The sequence below is a fragment of the Pseudorhodoplanes sinuspersici genome, assembly GCF_002119765.1.
Taxonomy (GTDB): domain Bacteria; phylum Pseudomonadota; class Alphaproteobacteria; order Rhizobiales; family Xanthobacteraceae; genus Pseudorhodoplanes; species Pseudorhodoplanes sinuspersici.
The window spans coordinates 2,430,566-2,446,543 of the sequence record NZ_CP021112.1; the positions used below are offsets into that span (position 1 = coordinate 2,430,566).

At 58.0% G+C, this 15,978-nt stretch carries 13 protein-coding genes and 1 tRNA gene; 7 read left to right on the forward strand and 7 right to left on the reverse strand.

Translation table 11 applies throughout. The annotated features are described in order from the left end of the window. Nucleotides 1–102 precede the first annotated feature (102 nt). From CAK95_RS11730 to CAK95_RS11740, 3 genes are read left to right on the forward strand one after another with little or no spacing between them, the layout of a single operon-like run. Nucleotides 103–1,653 (forward strand): transcriptional regulator, encoded by a 1,551-nt coding sequence (locus tag CAK95_RS11730; RefSeq protein ID WP_086088086.1) that lies wholly within the window; start codon nt 103–105, stop codon nt 1,651–1,653. Next, nucleotides 1,650–3,374, forward strand: a complete 1,725-nt coding sequence (locus CAK95_RS11735) for an E2/E1-associated domain-containing protein (protein WP_086088087.1) — start codon at nt 1,650–1,652, stop codon at nt 3,372–3,374. Before CAK95_RS11730 ends, CAK95_RS11735 begins: the two co-directional genes overlap by 4 nt. After that, nucleotides 3,328–3,858: a Mov34/MPN/PAD-1 family protein gene (locus CAK95_RS11740; protein ID WP_086088088.1), complete on the forward strand. Its 531-nt coding sequence runs from the start codon at nt 3,328–3,330 to the stop codon at nt 3,856–3,858. Before CAK95_RS11735 ends, CAK95_RS11740 begins: the two co-directional genes overlap by 47 nt. Here CAK95_RS11740 and CAK95_RS11745 read toward each other — a convergent pair. Continuing rightward, the gene (locus CAK95_RS11745) at nt 3,855–4,775 is read right to left on the reverse strand and encodes a TIR domain-containing protein (protein WP_147413645.1); all 921 of its coding nucleotides are present in this window, start codon (nt 4,773–4,775) and stop codon (nt 3,855–3,857) included. The two genes, CAK95_RS11740 and CAK95_RS11745, sit on opposite strands and share 4 nt — an antisense overlap. Nucleotides 4,776–5,163: 388 nt before the next feature. On the opposite strand from CAK95_RS11745, the gene CAK95_RS29165 reads away from it, so the two are divergent. Further along, nucleotides 5,164–5,251, forward strand: a tRNA-Phe gene (locus tag CAK95_RS29165). Between the two features lie 33 nt (nt 5,252–5,284). Here CAK95_RS29165 and CAK95_RS11750 read toward each other — a convergent pair. The 4 genes from CAK95_RS11750 to CAK95_RS11765 form a co-directional block, all read right to left on the reverse strand. Continuing rightward, nucleotides 5,285–6,250, reverse strand: a complete 966-nt coding sequence (locus CAK95_RS11750) for a Bug family tripartite tricarboxylate transporter substrate binding protein (RefSeq protein ID WP_086088090.1) — start codon at nt 6,248–6,250, stop codon at nt 5,285–5,287. Next, nucleotides 6,220–7,734 (reverse strand): sulfatase family protein, encoded by a 1,515-nt coding sequence (locus CAK95_RS11755; RefSeq protein ID WP_086088091.1) that lies wholly within the window; start codon nt 7,732–7,734, stop codon nt 6,220–6,222. Before CAK95_RS11755 ends, CAK95_RS11750 begins: the two co-directional genes overlap by 31 nt. A 3-nt stretch (nt 7,735–7,737) precedes the next feature. Continuing rightward, a complete protein-coding gene (locus CAK95_RS11760; RefSeq protein ID WP_086088092.1) occupies nt 7,738–8,226 on the reverse strand; it encodes a MarR family winged helix-turn-helix transcriptional regulator in 489 nt (162 codons plus the stop codon). Nucleotides 8,227–8,350: 124 nt separating this feature from the next. Continuing rightward, a complete protein-coding gene (locus CAK95_RS11765; RefSeq protein WP_086088093.1) occupies nt 8,351–8,812 on the reverse strand; it encodes an Lrp/AsnC family transcriptional regulator in 462 nt (153 codons plus the stop codon). A gap of 157 nt (nt 8,813–8,969) precedes the next feature. Between CAK95_RS11765 and CAK95_RS11770 the strand changes: the two genes are divergently transcribed. Further along, nucleotides 8,970–12,410: an indolepyruvate ferredoxin oxidoreductase family protein gene (locus CAK95_RS11770; RefSeq protein WP_183044245.1), complete on the forward strand. Its 3,441-nt coding sequence runs from the start codon at nt 8,970–8,972 to the stop codon at nt 12,408–12,410. 339 nt (nt 12,411–12,749) lie between these two features. Here the strand turns inward: CAK95_RS11770 and CAK95_RS30465 are convergent, their stop codons facing one another. Further along, on the reverse strand, nt 12,750–13,103 hold the full coding sequence (locus CAK95_RS30465) for an IclR family transcriptional regulator domain-containing protein (protein WP_086088095.1): 354 nt from the start codon (nt 13,101–13,103) through the stop codon (nt 12,750–12,752). 35 nt (nt 13,104–13,138) lie between these two features. Next, the gene (locus CAK95_RS11785) at nt 13,139–13,498 is read right to left on the reverse strand and encodes a hypothetical protein (protein ID WP_086088096.1); all 360 of its coding nucleotides are present in this window, start codon (nt 13,496–13,498) and stop codon (nt 13,139–13,141) included. A 197-nt stretch (nt 13,499–13,695) separates the two neighbouring features. Here CAK95_RS11785 and CAK95_RS11790 point away from each other — a divergent pair, with 197 nt between their 5' ends. Beyond that, entirely contained in the window at nt 13,696–14,415 is a 720-nt protein-coding gene (locus tag CAK95_RS11790) for a response regulator (protein ID WP_086088097.1), read from the forward strand. Continuing rightward, nucleotides 14,412–15,926 (forward strand): ATP-binding protein, encoded by a 1,515-nt coding sequence (locus CAK95_RS11795; protein ID WP_086088098.1) that lies wholly within the window; start codon nt 14,412–14,414, stop codon nt 15,924–15,926. Before CAK95_RS11790 ends, CAK95_RS11795 begins: the two co-directional genes overlap by 4 nt. Nucleotides 15,927–15,978: the final 52 nt, after the last annotated feature.

The window sequence follows — 15,978 nt, forward strand, 5'->3', positions numbered from 1 at the left end:
CCATTTTAAGATATTGGCCCGGACACTTTCCGGAAGACGCAGACTGTATGAAAAGCAATCCGCGCTATCGTTAGCGCGTGTGACGTATCGAGGTAAACATCAATGGGCTCTTGGAATAAGGATCGCGCGACCAAGCGCATCAACGACAAGATTTCCTCACTGCCTCTTAAAGATATCGAGATCAAGGACTATGTCCGCGATACAAACCTGACAGGGATACCCGGAACGGTCGCATACCGAGTGGACGGCGTTCATCTCTATGCGGACATCCTCAACCTTATCGACATGCTGCATGTGACGAACGTTGAGGGCGAGACATGCCATAAGCGAACACTACGTTTTCTCAATCTGCACTACCGGGCGGTTCATCGGATTATTGGCCGCGTGGACTCAATTCTGGTCGACTTTCATAATCAGCGATTGCATTCAGTTTTTGCCAAACCTTATGGTGAAGAAGCAAAGCGCGTGCACCGTGCGGTGGCGACCGGACAACTTATTATCGATGTTCTCGCGCGAACAGGCGAGGACGCAGACCATCCGTCCGCTAACATGCGAATTGGTGTCGACACAGGAAAAGCATTGGCCGTTAACAATGGTAGACGCGGTCATCGCGAACCACTTTTTCTTGGCGAACCCGCGAATCATGCAGCGAAACGTGCCACTGGCGGTGCTGCCACGGGTATCTATCTCACCAATTCCGCACGCAAAGTGATTGGCCTTCAAGAAGTAAAAAGCGAGGATACAACTCCGTTAACTACTGCGGAAATTGAGGCCAGCCAAAAGGCCGCTAACCTAGACGTTACGGTCGAGCAAATCGTCAAAGAGTGGAAGGAGGATTTGGAAAAGAATCCAATCGGCTCCTTCGAGTTCAAGGGCCACACCCCGCCCTACAAAACGCTCGACATAGAAACCCTCTCGGCGAAAAATTCGCGCCGCCAGGATGCCACAACGGTTTATGCCGATATCGACGGGTTCACAGCTTATGTGGGCCGCAACGTTGCCGACGACGACGATGCTAAGCACGTTATCCGTGCACTTCACGTCCTGCGTTCTGAACTCGACGCCGTTCTGATGGAAGACTTCGGTGGTCGTAAGGTGCGCTTTATCGGGGATTGCATCCACGGCCTTCTTGTCGAAGGGACCGCACAGACGACCGACGTCGAAGGGAGCATCAGTAACACGACGTTGTGTGCTGGCGGTATGCGCAGCAGCTTTGATCTAGCAATTAGCCGTCTCAAAGCCAACGGTACTGATGCGACCAGTCTCGGTCTAGCCATTGGATTCGAGTTTGGTCCAGTGAACGTGACCCGGCTCGGCATGAAGGGCGATCTTATACGCTGCTCGGTCAGCCGTGGTGTCGTCGCCGCCGAAAAGGAGCAGGCGCGGTGCAAAGGCACTGAAACTGCTATTGGTGAAATCGCCTACGACGAGGGTACCGATGCTGTTCGTGCCATCTTCGGCGACACGCGCGTGCGTTCAAAATTGGACTACGACACGGCGGTGAACGAAATGTCATCCAAGAACGACAAGACGGCTCGGGCAGCGAAGGCGCTGGCTAGTGGTCCCCTTCTCAAGCCCGCGACCGCTGCGGCTACGCCGCTGTCATTCCCTGACCGCGCGACCGGACCGGCGAAGCCCGACGGCTTTGCATGACGTGGTTTTTCTCTGATGTAGCCCGTTTCAAAGCCGAACGCGAAGCACTTGAATCCTTCGGGCTTACGCACAGTTGGTTCGTTTTTGACGGCTGGCGGTACGATGACCGGATGCGCCTTGTTCTTGACGCGGACATAGTTGTCGGTGGCAAGACTTGGCCCATCTATCTTCAATTTCCGCAGTTCTATCCTGACGCGCCACCTTCAGTGTTTCCTCGCGGCGATGACTCTCGTTGGTCCTACCATCAATATGGTGCGGGCGGTGAGCTGTGCCTTGAATACGGCGCCGATAACTGGACACTGGACTTAACCGGCGTCGATGTTATCGAGAGCGTTTATCGGTTGTTACAGGGGGAAAGTCCCGCGCCGGGAGAAACTCGCACAGTCGCGTCACGCCATTCGGAAAGTTTGGGACGGAGGCTGCGCTCAAAGACGTTCCGCTTTCTGAGGACACGCGCCGATACGGCTTTTCTCGCCGATATGACGGAAGGAGAGTATCGCACAGGAGCGGCGGTTTACTGCTTCCACAAGGATGCGATTGTCTTCGCTGTCCGGTCCCTCAACGGGGCCGCCGAATGGATTAACCCCGACGTCCCTGGACAGTTGGAGGATGAATATTACAAGCGGAACTTCGTTGCGCTGCGGCTTGGCGAAAAGACCGCACTTCCACCAACGAGCAGCCCTTCCGCTTTTCGTGAAGCTGCAGGGCTCGCGCAGGATGCTGGGCCAGTCGTCCTTGTGTTTCAGGGACAGGCGTCGCACGCGTTCTATCTCACGGCAGACAGCGTCATCGAAGCGTTCGTCATCCCGGCGCAGATGGAGGCGCGGCGCACTGATGCAGTCTTCGATGGCCTCAAAGATAGAAAGGTTGGACTCGTCGGCTGTGGTTCTCTGGGCAGCAAGATTGGAGCCATTATGACCCGCGCCGGAGTCGGTAAATGGTTACTTGTAGATGACGACCTCCTGTTGCCGGACAATTTCGTCCGAAACGAGCTAGATTGGCGCGACGCTGGTAGCCACAAGGCATCGGCGCTCGCACGTCGCATGGAGTATATCAATCCCGAGATCGACACGAATGTCTGGCTCACGGAGCTAGGCGCGCAGACAGCTTCTGAATCGGCCGAGGCAATCATGCTGCTGCTGGGCGAATGTGATTTGATTATCGATGCAACTGCCAATCACAGCGCTCTGAACATTATTTCAGCCGTCGCCAAGGTGAAGGAGAAGCCGGTGGTCTGGGCCGAAGTATTCGGCGGCGGTATAGGCGGCCTGATGGTACGCTACCGGCCGGGACTCGAGCCCTTGCCGCCTCTGATGCGCCGGGCAATCGAGAATTGGTTTCGTGACCAAAGCGCCCCGCCGGTCCGCAATGCCCGTTCTTATGAGTCCGGTGCCGCCGGAGATGTGCCGCTTATCGCTAATGATGCCGATGTGTCAGCAGTTGCCGCGCACACAGCGCGCTTCGCGATTGACCTTCTCGCTCGTCCGGCCTCAAGCTTCCCTCATTCGGCATATGCTATCGGCCTTGGCGTCGGCTCCGTGTTCACAGAACCATTCGATACACGACCCATCGAGGTCGGACAGCCGCCCGCCGAACAGCCGCCGCAATTGCTCAGCGAAGCTGAGACCAAAGCAGAATTGACAAGATTGATTGAATATTTTCAACGGAAGCCAGATGAAGTTGGTGTTGCCCCACCGAATAATCAAGCGCCTGCGACGTAAACTGCGCGGGCGCACCCGCGAAATTGGTGGCATCATTGTCGGCGAGCACGTCGGTCACGATGAGTTCCGTATCGTCGATCTCTCCTTTCAAAAGCGCGGTGGAACCTTTGCGCATTTTGTGCGCGATCCTGCGCATCACGAAGCTTTTCTGGATGATTTCTTCACCAGAACGGGAAAGGACTACAAACGATTCAATTATCTTGGCGAGTGGCATTCGCATCCGACATTCGACCCCTTACCAAGTGGGCCGGATATCAGAACGATGTTCAAATTGGTTGAGGACCCAGAGGTCGGTGTGAATTTCGCCATCTTGATCATTGCGCGGCTACGCGGATGGTCAACAGTTGAATTGTCGGCGACTCTATTTCGAACCGGACACACACCTGAACCGGTCCAAGTTGAAGTAGACGTCGCCCCTGATACGATCGATAAGCAAAGCACCTTCGAGAGGTTGCTTGCGCTTTTCTACAATGTTCGGACCTAGGCTCCTGCGTGCCTCCTCACGCCGCGCTGTTGAATTATTTTCCGAATCTCAGTGCACACCGGCCCGATGCGCGGCGTTAGCTCATCGGCAGTGGAGGGCACGATGTAAGATAGAGGGGTAATTCCCTTTAGGTCGGACGGAAGAACCAAGTCTGGCATCGCGGGGTGAACCAAGAATGTGCGATGGCGCCCGAGTCGACCAATAAACATCCCTAGCTCGAATACGACATTGTCGCGCATAGCTTGGCGAGAAGCGCCACGTGATTGCACGACGTCCTCAAATTTTGCGACGGCAACAGCGAAGTCTGAGCTCTCGACCGCATTTTCGAGCGCTTCAAGCGGATAGCTGCTCGCCCAAAAAACACCGTTAGTCCATACAACCGGCAACGCATCCCGTTGCAAACCAGACGAAATCTCATTGGCAACGTCTAGTGCTTCAACCGACGAAATGATGAATAGCCTAGGCTTATCATTGGGCGGCTTGATCAGCCGATTTCGGTCGAACAGTCTGTTTGAAAGAGTCCGCGCGATAAACTTCCAGGTGGTTGGATATTGATCGCACACTTCTATAAAAGTTCTACCCGACAATTGTAGCGCGACTACGGTACCGCTTGCAGAAACGGTTGCCGAACGCGGATTTGCAGAATCAATCGCTGACATCTCGCCAACATGATCGCCTGGACCCAAAGTCCGGACTTCGACACCGTTTGCGACCACGCTTACCGACCCGGCAATGAGAAGAAATACGTCGTTCTTGTCGTCATTCTGAACGATAAGGCTTTCGCCCGGCTTGAACTCTTTGAGGTCGCCGACAGCAATAATCGATTCAGCAATGAGTTTGTCGTTCTGAAGAAAAGGCTGTCGCAACAAAGCTTCGATAAGCGCATTGCGATTGTCGCCCTGAAAACGCTCGATCACGATATGCTCCAAAAAATCAGTGTCGTGCTCATCATGCCGCGCCGCAAACTTAATGCGTAGTCGGCACGGGGCACTAATTCAATTGCCGCAATCCGGAGGCTAAAAACAACCAGCATTTAAATCGTTGGCGCCATTATATCTAGTTGAACTCATTGAATAATGGCGGGCGGAGGGGGGGGTGGCCTCTGCCTCCAGATTCGTAGTCATCGAAATCTCGCTCGTCTTTGTGAGCCGTGTAGTCCGGACTTCCATTTGATTCGGTCAATTTTTTTCCAAGTTGGGCAGGCGAGATCAAAAATCCTTTGGCGGCATGGAAATAACCCACATGCACCCTAGATGGTCCGCCAATCCGGGAGGTTGCCGGTGCCACACACGAGTGCTACACAACGGCCAGTTAGGTGATTGAGAGAGTCGTTACGGCACTGTTGCGACTGAAAATCGCAGTGTCGGTGGTTCGATCCCGCCCCTGGGCACCAAAGGCGCCGATACGTGGGCAGCAAGCCTCGATATCATTGCAGTGGAATGTTCAGCTTCTGAACCAGGCTCATCCATTTTTCTAGATCAGTTGCGAACACGCGGCCCCATTGCTCGGCGCTGCCGCCAACGGCCTCAGCGCCGAGCTTCGCCACCATGTCCTGCAGCGGCGGCGTGCGGAGGATATCGTCAATCTCCGTATTGAGACGCTGAACGATCGCTTTCGGCGTTCCTGAACGCACAGCAACACCAAACCACTGGGAAAGGTCGACCTGCGGAAAGCCGAGCTCGCTCAAAGTCGGTACGTTGGGCAACGACGATAAACGGTTCTTTGTCGTCAGCGCATAAGCACGCAGTATGCCGGCCTCGATTTGAGGGATTGCGGGGCCGGCGCCGATGATGATGAGTGGCACCTGACCGCTGATGGCATCGGTCATGGCCGCGCCGCCACCGCGATAGGGCACATGCTGAATCTTCGTGCCGGCAAGAGAGTTCAGCCATTCCCCGGCGATATGATGTGAAGACGCGACGCCTGCGCTGGCAAAGCTCCATTCGTCCGGCTTTGCTTTTGCCGCTGCGAATACGTCGCTCAGGCTTTGTGTCGGCCGTTTGACGGTGCCGGCAATGATCATCGGCTGGTTTACGATCTGAATCACGGGGTCGAGCCCCTTACCGATGATGGGCGTGGGGTTTGCGTAGAGTACAGGCCCGGAAATGGTGAAGAGGGTATAGCCGTCTGGTTCTGCGTTTGCGGTTTCGCGGGCGGCTATCGCCTGGCTCGCGCCGCTCCGGTTCTCGACGACAATGGACTGGTTGAGCCGCTTCGAGAGTTGATCGGCGATCGCGCGTGTCAAAGGATCGGCCGAACCTGCGGGCGGTACGCCAACCAGCCAGCGAATGGGCCGCCCACGCGGCCATGTATCTGCTTGCGCCACAGCGCTTGTGGCTCTCGCGGCGGCGGTTGCGGCGACTACTCCAAGGATTGATCGACGACTAAGCATGCTGGTGTTTCCTCTCCTGTGGTCTTTTCTGTTATTGTAGAATTTGGCGTTGGCGTTCCGCCCGCCACGGCGCGCCCGAGATCGAAAGCTGCCGCCGGGCCGCCGATGCGTTCGATCAGTGCCGCCTGATCTTTTTTGGCTTCGAGGTCGACCGCCTCCGGATCGCAGATTGCTCTCAAGGCGCTTTCCATTTGCTCGAACACCATTTGGTGTTCCGGCGATAAACTGAGGTTCGTCGTTTCCTCGGGATCGTTCACCAGATCGAACAGTTCAGGTTCATGGCGGACGTAATAGTGATACTTCCAGCGCCCGCGCCGCAGCATGTAGGCGCCGGTATTCGATCCGACCGCATGATATTCGCTGAGCACCGTGCGACTGAGGTCCAACGGCTTTTTAGCAATTGCGTGCAAAGATTGACCGCTTGCATCGGGCAGAACCTCGGCGGCATCAAGCCCGAAGCTTTCGACCAGTGTTACTGAAACATCCAGCAAGCTGACCGGCGTAGCGCAACGCCCATGTTCGAAATCCGGACCCGCGATAATCAACGGAACATCGGTGGATTCGCGGTAGAGGTTTGACTTTCCCCACTGTCCTCGCGCACCAAGATTGTCACCATGATCCGATGCGTAGATAACACGCGTCGTATCCATCAATCCGGTGGCTTCGAGTGCGGTCATCAGCCGCCCGACATTGTGATCCAACCACGAGATGAGCCCGTAATAGGCCGCGATTGCAGTCTTTCGCTCGACATCATCCTTGAGTGTCGTCTCATGGCTCCAGAAATCTTCATGTTCCTGCAGCCAGGGATGCAGTTTGTAACCCGTGCGGGGATGAAGTTTCGGTTCAGGCAGGTCGTCGCGCCGATAAAGCTCAAAGAATTTTGGCGGTGCTACGAGGGGGAAATGCGGTGCGACGAATCCGACATACAGGCACCAGGGCTCGTGCGAAGTTCGGCTCCTGTCGTGCAGCCAGTCAACGGCAAGATCGGTGATGGCGTGATCGTAGCGAGTATAGTCTGATTCGCCCGGGCCGATGTAATCACCCAGCATTCGTTTGGCGTTCGGGCGGTTTTTCGGTAGCGGGTCACGGATCGAGGCCCAGACCATGCCGACGCCCTTATGGAGATGCATCGGGATATGTTCAGCGTCAAAGCCGGTCGGAAGATCCTCTTTCTGATAATGGAGCTTCCCGATCGATTCGACGGCAATGCCGGCGTCCTGCAGCGCATGCCCCCAGCTACGGATGCGGCCATCGTAACCGAAGGAATTATCCCAGTAACGGCAGCGATGAACGGCTTGGCCAGTCGCCATCGCGGCTCTGGCGGGCACGCAGATCGGGCTCGGCGTGACCGCATTGGTGAACATCGTGCCACGTGCCGCGAGACGATCCAGATTCGGCGTCGAGGCAAAGGGATGGCCCGCGCAGCCCATGGCGCGCGCCTGATGCTCGTCTGAAAGAATGACAAGCGTATTGGTCGGCGTCATGGCTCAGATTTCCAGAAAGTCGCGTCGGTCTGCCGCGACCTGCAACTTGTCGATGATACGAAGAAAAGTGGTGCGCTCCTGTGGGGTTAGTGCATCGAGCAACTGCTCTTGCCGCTGTTGCATCGCCGGCAAGACTTTGGCGTGCAAAGCGCGGCCAGCGCGCGTGAGCGACATATAAGCGCTTCGGCGGTCATCATCGGTGCGCCGGACGGAAATGAGGCCGCGCGTCTCGAGCGCGCGAAAAATTCGACTGATCTGCCCGGGGTCAAAACCGGCAAGATCTGTGATCGCGCTGCCGTTCATCTCGCCGTGCAGCGACAGCAGGGCAAGGATCCGCCATTCCGGAACACGCAGATTTCCGGCGCGTTTCAGAACGAAGCCCGCCTGGCGGTTGAGCTTCGCGCTGAGCGTCGACAGGCGGTACGTGACATAGAGTTGGAGCGGACGCTCGCCAGCCCCGTCAATACTCTTGAGTTTGCGGTTCTCGGGCATCTGCCTCTCCTTCGGTCCATTCTAATTGATTAATCAATATTTGATCAATCAAATATTTAAGGCGAAATGGCCACCTCCTTTTGCGGCGGTCACGCTCTCAAAACCGCGTGGGAAGGTTTACGGGCTATTTGTCGAACGGCAGCGATGCTTCCAGCTTGATTTCTTTCAGGATGACGTTCGAGCGAACATGCTTGATGCCGGGCAACCGGAACATGAAATCCTCAAGGAACCGGTTATAGGCGTGCATGTCGCGCGTCACGACGCGCAGGTGGTAATCGGCGTCACCCGTCGTCGCGAAACATTCCAGCACCTCGGCGCGCGCCGTCACGCGCGATACGAAGGTTTCGACAAAACTCGTGTCGTGCCGCTCCAGCGAGACATGGATGATGGCTGACATGTTAAAGCCCGCTTTCTCGCGATCGACCAGCGCGGTGTAGCGGCGAATAATCCCGCCATCCTCCAGCGCGCGAACCCGCCGCCAGCAAGCCGAAGTCGACATGCCGACGGTGTCCGCCAGCTCCTGGTTGGTCGCGCGTGCATCGCGCTGCAGTTGGGCCAGCACCCGCTCGTCCTGCGCTTCCAGCATTTTTCGACGTTGCTCCTGAAACGGTAATTCCTACCGTTTTGCGGTCATTGTTGCAAATTATTACCGATCTGGCCAACAGCATGCCTAAAATTGGTCTAATCTGCCACGCGGTCCGAGTCACAATCACACCGAAGAAATCGGCAAGCGGGAGAAGCCGATGCACCAGCCATCGCACATGCTGGACCATTACGAACTGGCTGACCGTTACCAGCGAACCAAGGGGCGAGTTTTTCTCACCGGCACGCAGGCGCTCGTCCGTGTTCTGCTCAATCAGGCGCGGAGCGACCAGCTGGCTGGTCTCGACACAGCGGGCTTCGTCTCGGGCTATCGCGGTTCGCCGCTCGGCGGGCTTGATCTTGAGCTCTGGCGCGCCCGCGAGCTGATCGTGCAGAACCGCATCGAATTTCTGCCCGCCGTCAACGAAGACCTCGCTGCAACCGCAGTGCTTGGCTCGCAACAGGTCGAGACTAACTCCGATCGCAAAGTTCAAGGCGTGTTTGGCCTCTGGTACGGCAAGGGCCCGGGCGTCGATCGGGCAGGCGATGCCTTGAAGCATGGCAACGCCTATGGCTCATCACCGCATGGTGGGGTGCTGGTCGTGGCAGGCGACGACCATGGCTGTGTGTCGTCATCGATGCCGCATCAGTCGGACGTCGCTTTCATGGCGTGGTTCATGCCGGTGCTAAACCCGGCTGATATCGGCGAGTATCTCACCTTCGGTGAATACGGCTATGCGCTCAGCCGCTTTTCCGGGATGTGGGTCGGCTTCAAGGCAATCTCGGAGACGGTGGAGTCGGCAGCGTCGGTCACGCTGCAGGCACCGCGCCTCTGGAGGCAGCCCGATTTCGAAACGCCGCCGGGTGGTCTGCATTATCGCTGGCCGGATCTGCCGGGACCACAGATCGAAGAGCGCATGGAGGCAAAGAAGCATGCCGTCTATGCTTTCGCCCGTGCCAATCCGATCGATCGCCGCATCTACAACATCGAGAATGCGCGCTACGGCATCGTCACGACCGGAAAGGGCCACCGCGATCTGATGGAGGCGCTGCGTCTTCTTGGACTCGATGAGAGAACATGCCGCAGGCTCGGGATCGATATTTACAAGGTCGGCATGGTTTGGCCGCTCCCGCTGCACGATGCGCTGGAATTCGTGAAGGGCAAGCACGAGATCCTCGTCATCGAGGAGAAGCGCGGCATCATCGAAAGCCAGTTCAAGGAATATTTTTACGACTATCCGGGGCGTAAGCCTGAGCGCATGGTCGGCAAACATGACGAGAACGGCAATCGTCTCGTGCCCTGGACCGGCGAATTGTCGCCACGTGCGCTTGCAACGATTGTGGCCGGGCGGCTCGACAACATGTTTCCGGAGCTGTCCTTGAAGGCGCGCGCGGAGGCACTCATGCCCACGGCAGACCGCCTCATCCAGATCGCGGGTGCCACGCGGACGCCATATTTCTGTTCGGGCTGCCCACACAACACATCAACGAAAGTGCCCGAAGGGTCGAAGGCGCTAGCAGGCATCGGGTGCCATTTTATGGCGAGTTGGATGGATCGCGAGACCTCCTCGCTGATCCAGATGGGAGGCGAGGGCGTGAATTGGGCTGCCTCGTCAAAGTTCACTGGCGCCGGGCATATCTTCCAGAATCTCGGCGAGGGGACCTACTACCACTCTGGTTCGATGGCCATTCGCCAGGCGATCGCGGCCGGCGCTAACATCACATACAAGATCCTGTTCAATGACGCGGTGGCAATGACCGGGGGCCAACCGGTCGACGGTCCGCTGAGTGTTCAGACGATCGCACATAGTGTGCGCGCCGAGGGCGTGTGGCGAATCGCGCTCGTGTCCGACGATCCATCGAAGTTCCGCGCCGACGATTTTCCGCCCGGCACGGCCATCCATCACCGTCGCGATCTCGATCGCGTGCAGCGCGAATTGCGCGACGTGACGGGCGTCTCGGTGCTGATCTACGAACAGACCTGCGCGACCGAAAAGCGGCGCCGGCGCAAGCGCGGCACAATCGAGGAACCGCAGAAATTTGTGGTGATCAACGACCTCGTCTGCGAGGGCTGCGGCGATTGCTCGGTGGAATCAAACTGCCTGAGTGTCGAGCCCAAAGAGACACCGTTCGGCCGCAAGCGCACGATCAACCAATCGACCTGCAACAAGGATTTCTCCTGCCTCAATGGTTTCTGTCCGAGCTTTGTCACGGTGGAGGGCGCCCGGCGGCGCAAGCCGCGCGCTTCGGACCATGATCCTGTCGGGCGCGCGCAGTCATTGCCCTTGCCGCCGCCGGTTGTGCTCGATCGTCCCTTCGATCTCCTGGTCACCGGTGTCGGCGGCACCGGAGTCATCACCATTGGCATGCTGGTGACGATGGCGGCGCATCTGGAAGGGCGGGGCGCGTCGGTGCTCGATTTCACCGGCTTTGCGCAGAAGTTCGGCCCCGTTCTGAGTTATGTACGCATCGCTGCGCACCCTGACGATATTTATCAGGCGCGGATCGATCAGGGCGCCGCGGACGCGCTGATCGGGTGCGATCTTGTGGTCTCGACGTCGCCAAAGGCGTCAGGCACGTATCGCCCCGGCATGTGCGCGGTCGTCAACACCGCCGAGATGCCGACCGGGGATGTTGTACGGTTTCGGGACGCCAGTCTTGCTATTCCGGCGAGGCTGCGCGCGGTGGAAAAGCTGATTGGTGCGGAGGCACTGAGATGCCTGAATGCCAACAAGGCGGCCGAAACATTGCTCGGTAATGCCGTGTTCGCCAACATGATGATGCTGGGTTTCGGTTGGCAGTGCGGTCTTGTGCCGGTCTCGCACGCCGCATTGATGCGCGCGATCGAACTGAACGGCGTCTCCGTCGAGCAAAACAAAGCGGCTTTCGCCTGGGGCAGGCTTGCCTGTGCGGACGCGGCCTTCTTCAGGCAGGCGATGGGCGGCGATGAACCCGCCCCGGAGACGCTCGACGACGTCATCACGCGGCGCGAGGTTTTCCTCACCGCATATCAAGGCGCTGCTTATGCGCGTAAGTATCGCGCGCTTGTTGACGATATGCGGCATGCTGAGGCGGCTTTTGGGTCGGACAAAGTCACCGATGCTGTGGCGCGTTCGCTGTTCAAGTTGATGGCATATAAGGACGAGTATGAAGTTGCTCGGCTGCATGTCGAGACCGGGTTCATCGACCGGTTGAGAGACGAGTTCGAGGGCGATTTCAAACTCACCTACCACCTTGCGCCGCCATTCATGCCGAGTACGCAGGACTCTCGCGGACGTCCGAGGAAGCGCGAATTCGGCCGTTGGATGCAAATTCCGTTTAAAATACTTGCCCGGCTGAAATTCTTGCGGGGTACGCCGTTCGACATTTTTGGTTACAGCGCCGAACGACGCATGGAACGCGACCTCATTGTCTGGTTTGAGGCCATTATCGCAAAGCTGCAATCGCAACTCAGTTCGGAGCGATTAGACAAGCTGGCAGAGATCGCCGAGCTGCCTCAGGATATCCGCGGATATGGACCCATTAAGCATCGAGCGATAGCAGATGTGCGTGCTGAGATGGAAAGAAGGCTACCAGGTCCGAGTGGAGTGACGGTTTCCTAGAGCGTGATGCCAAGAGTGCGATTCGAGCGAACCGGTACCCACTTCGCTCGAAAACCCTTCGCGGGGGGCTGATTATCCCGACCATCCTAGTCGCTGCGACGTTCGCTTCGCGGTTTCGATGAGATCATCGAGGTGCTGTTGGGGAATTTGACAAGCGAAGATTGGTTGCTAACGAGCGACATCGCGGCGCGGAGCTTGCCTTGCGGATCGCAAATCGGGGCCGCGAGCGCGCGGAAGCTATGGAAGACTTGTCCGTCGATCCAGGAAAATCCGTCCCTGCGAACCTTGTCGATGATTGATTGGATGTCCTTTTCTGAGGGTTTTCTGATCTTCCATTTGCTAAAGTTCAAACTTTAGAACTGATTTGGATCTCTCCCGCTCTTGATAAGCGAGAAAGATACGTCCAGCGGCAGAGTCGTAGATTGGCAGAACTGTTCCCAGACGAAGGTCCGACAGGATCGGCGCGACGTCATTGCGACCGGAACGCCAGCCGGCGTTGGTCTGCCACGCGGCGAATTTTTGAAGGCAGGTGATGAGATCCGCATAGCAGTCGGTGGCTGCAGAACATTGGTCAATCGTATGGCTGCCGACGTTTCGATAGACCGGTAGGAAAGATGCGTTTGTAGCGCTTATCCACTCACTCCCAAACGGCCGCGCGAAAAAGGCCGACATTCGCATGTCGGCCTTTTTCATTTTTCGTAAAATTTTAAGTCAGGCTTCGTTGAGCATTACTGATGGGCGAAGTCTTTCTGCACCAGCATGCGCACGTTGATGTCCGGATCCTGATCGATGTAATAGCTACCGGCTAGGGTTCCGGCTGGCTGAGGCTGGGCATTCCGTGATTGATTGCTCCTGACTTGAGCACGCGCCTTCCGTGCGCCACGATCGACAGCTCGAGCCTGCGCGCCGCGCGCTTCGATCGTTATCGTCGGCGCTGAGCGATAGGCCTGAGCAGTTGCAGGGGTGTTGCCGTGAAAATTGTCGATAACTTGGCCCTGTGCGGCGGAAGCGCCAAAAGCCAATGATGCGACAAAAAACGTGAACTTCGCAGCGTAAACAGCGAGGCTGGTGGAACGATATGTGGTCATTTCATCTCCATTTTTCTGAGCGATCCATCGATCGTCTGTGGATGATCGAAAGCTAATCGGCTTTTGTCGCAGAGATATCGCGGTGCGGGACGGCGAATGTCTTGGCTCGTCGCGCGGGGCGCCGCTGACACGCTTTGATACAATTTTCCCCAGCAGGCCGAATTGTTTGAGAGTATAAGGACTTATGGAGAGCTTCCATGAACCCGGTGCCGCATATCGCCGTTGTTGACGACCACCGCGACATTCGCGATCTGGTCGGCAAGTATCTTGACCGCCATGGCTATCGCACGAGCCTTGCCGAGAATGCGGCGGCATGCAGGCGTCTTGTCGAGCGCAATGCTATCGATCTTGTCGTGCTCGATATCATGATGCCGGGAGAGGATGGGCTGTCGCTCTGCCGTTACTTGCGGGAATCGACAAGTTTGCCGGTGATCATGCTCACCGCCATGGCGGAAGAGACCGACCGCATCGTCGGCCTGGAACTCGGCGCTGACGACTACCTCACCAAGCCGTTCAATCCGCGTGAGTTGCTGGCCCGCATCAAGGCGGTGCTACGCCGGGTGCAAAGCCTGCCGCCGCAGCGCGGGCAGATCAAGGCGAAGGAAGTGCGCTTCGACCGCTGGTCGTTGAATGTCGGACGCCGTGAACTGACCGACCAGGATGGCCTTGTTGTACCGCTCAGCACGGCCGAGTTCCGGCTGCTGAGCGTCTTCCTCGACCATGCCGGCCTCGTGCTCAGCCGCGACCAATTGCTCGACCTGACGGTCGGGCGAAACTCCGAGCCATTCGATCGCGCCATCGACAACCAGGTCAGCCGGTTGCGCAAGAAGATCGAAGCCGATCCCAAATCGCCCGCTCTGATCAAGACCCATTGGGGCGGCGGCTACAGCTTTTCAGCCGAGGTGCCAGCGCAATGATACGGTTGTGGAATCGCAGCCTGACCACGCGCTTTGTCGCCATCATGTTGCTGGCCCTGGCGCTGTCGCAGGGCATCAGCTTCCTGCTGTTCGCGGATGAACGCGGACAGGCTCTCTATCGCGCCATGAAGGCCGAATTCCTGAGTCGGTCTGCGACGGTGGCTCAGGTGCTCGAATCGACGCCGCCGGCGTCGCGGAACGATATTCTGCGCGCAAGCGACACGGGCTATTCGCGGTTCTGGGTGTCCCGCGATTTTCCCTCCGATGCGTCGCGCTGGCGCGAAGAAGCCAAGCTTCGCCTTGCCGATCCGTTGCCGAGCGTGGCCAGCCTTGCCAACCCGGTGGCCGAAGAACGACGTGCCGTCACGCCGGTCGTTGCAACAACGGCTGGGGTGACGAGCGTCGAGACTACAAATTTGCGCCCCTGGACGGACCTGCCGGCCCATGCCTGGCCGTTGTCCCGGCCGGCCAAATTCCTCTATCTTGATGACTCAAGCGGCATGGGCTTGGCTGTCCAGCTCAAGGACGGCTCGTGGCTCAGCACCGCCTTCGCCAAAAAGATGGTCAACCCCCTGTTGACCTCGCAATCGATCATCTCGCTCGCGGTAACAGCGGTCATCCTGTCGATCTGCGCCGCCTTTATCGCACGGAACATGACCCGCCCAATGCGGCGGCTGGCGGTCGCCGCCGAGGCGCTGGGCCGGGGTGAAACGCTGCAGCCGCTGCCGGAGCGCGGGCCCACCGAAATTCGCCAGACCGCCGAGGCTTTCAACCTGATGCAGGCGCGGCTGCAGCGCTTCGTCGCGGATCGCACCCGTATGCTGGCGGCAATCGGGCATGATCTGCGCACCCCGATTACCTCGCTGCGGCTGCGTGCCGAATTCGTCTCGGACGATGAGACCCGCGAAAAAATGTTGAGCACGCTGGACGAATTGAAGAGCATGACAGAGGCCACGCTCGCATTCTCACGCGAGCAGGCGATTGCCGAGGAAACCCGCAATGTGAATCTGTCGGCACTGGTGGAGAGCCTGTGCGATGACCTGGTCGAACTCGGCTACCACGTCTCATTCCTAGACTCGCCCAAAATCGGCTATCGCTGCCGCGCGGATGCGCTCAAACGCGCGGTGCGCAATCTGGTGGAGAATGCCGTGCGCTATGGCGAACGCGCACGCGTCAGCGTGGCATCGCGCCCCACTTCCATCGAAATCGTCGTCGAGGACGACGGACCGGGAATCCCGATCGAGACCATGGACAGCGTGTTCGCACCGTTCTTCCGGCTCGAGAATTCCCGCAATCGCGAGACCGGCGGCATAGGTCTTGGCTTGTCGATCGCGCGCAATATCGTGCGCCATCACGGCGGCGATGTGATCCTCAGCAACACCGGCTCGGGGCTGCGCGCGGTGATCAGTCTTCCCGTCGTGGAGCTGCGGACCGAGGGCAAGACCGCTGTTCGCCGTGTGCCCCTGGCCGGCCTTGGTCTGAGGCTCGATAAACGTTCGCCAGCGGTGTGAGGGTTCATCGCACTGCTGGCGGAGCCAATTGCCAAAACTTTTCGGCTGAGCG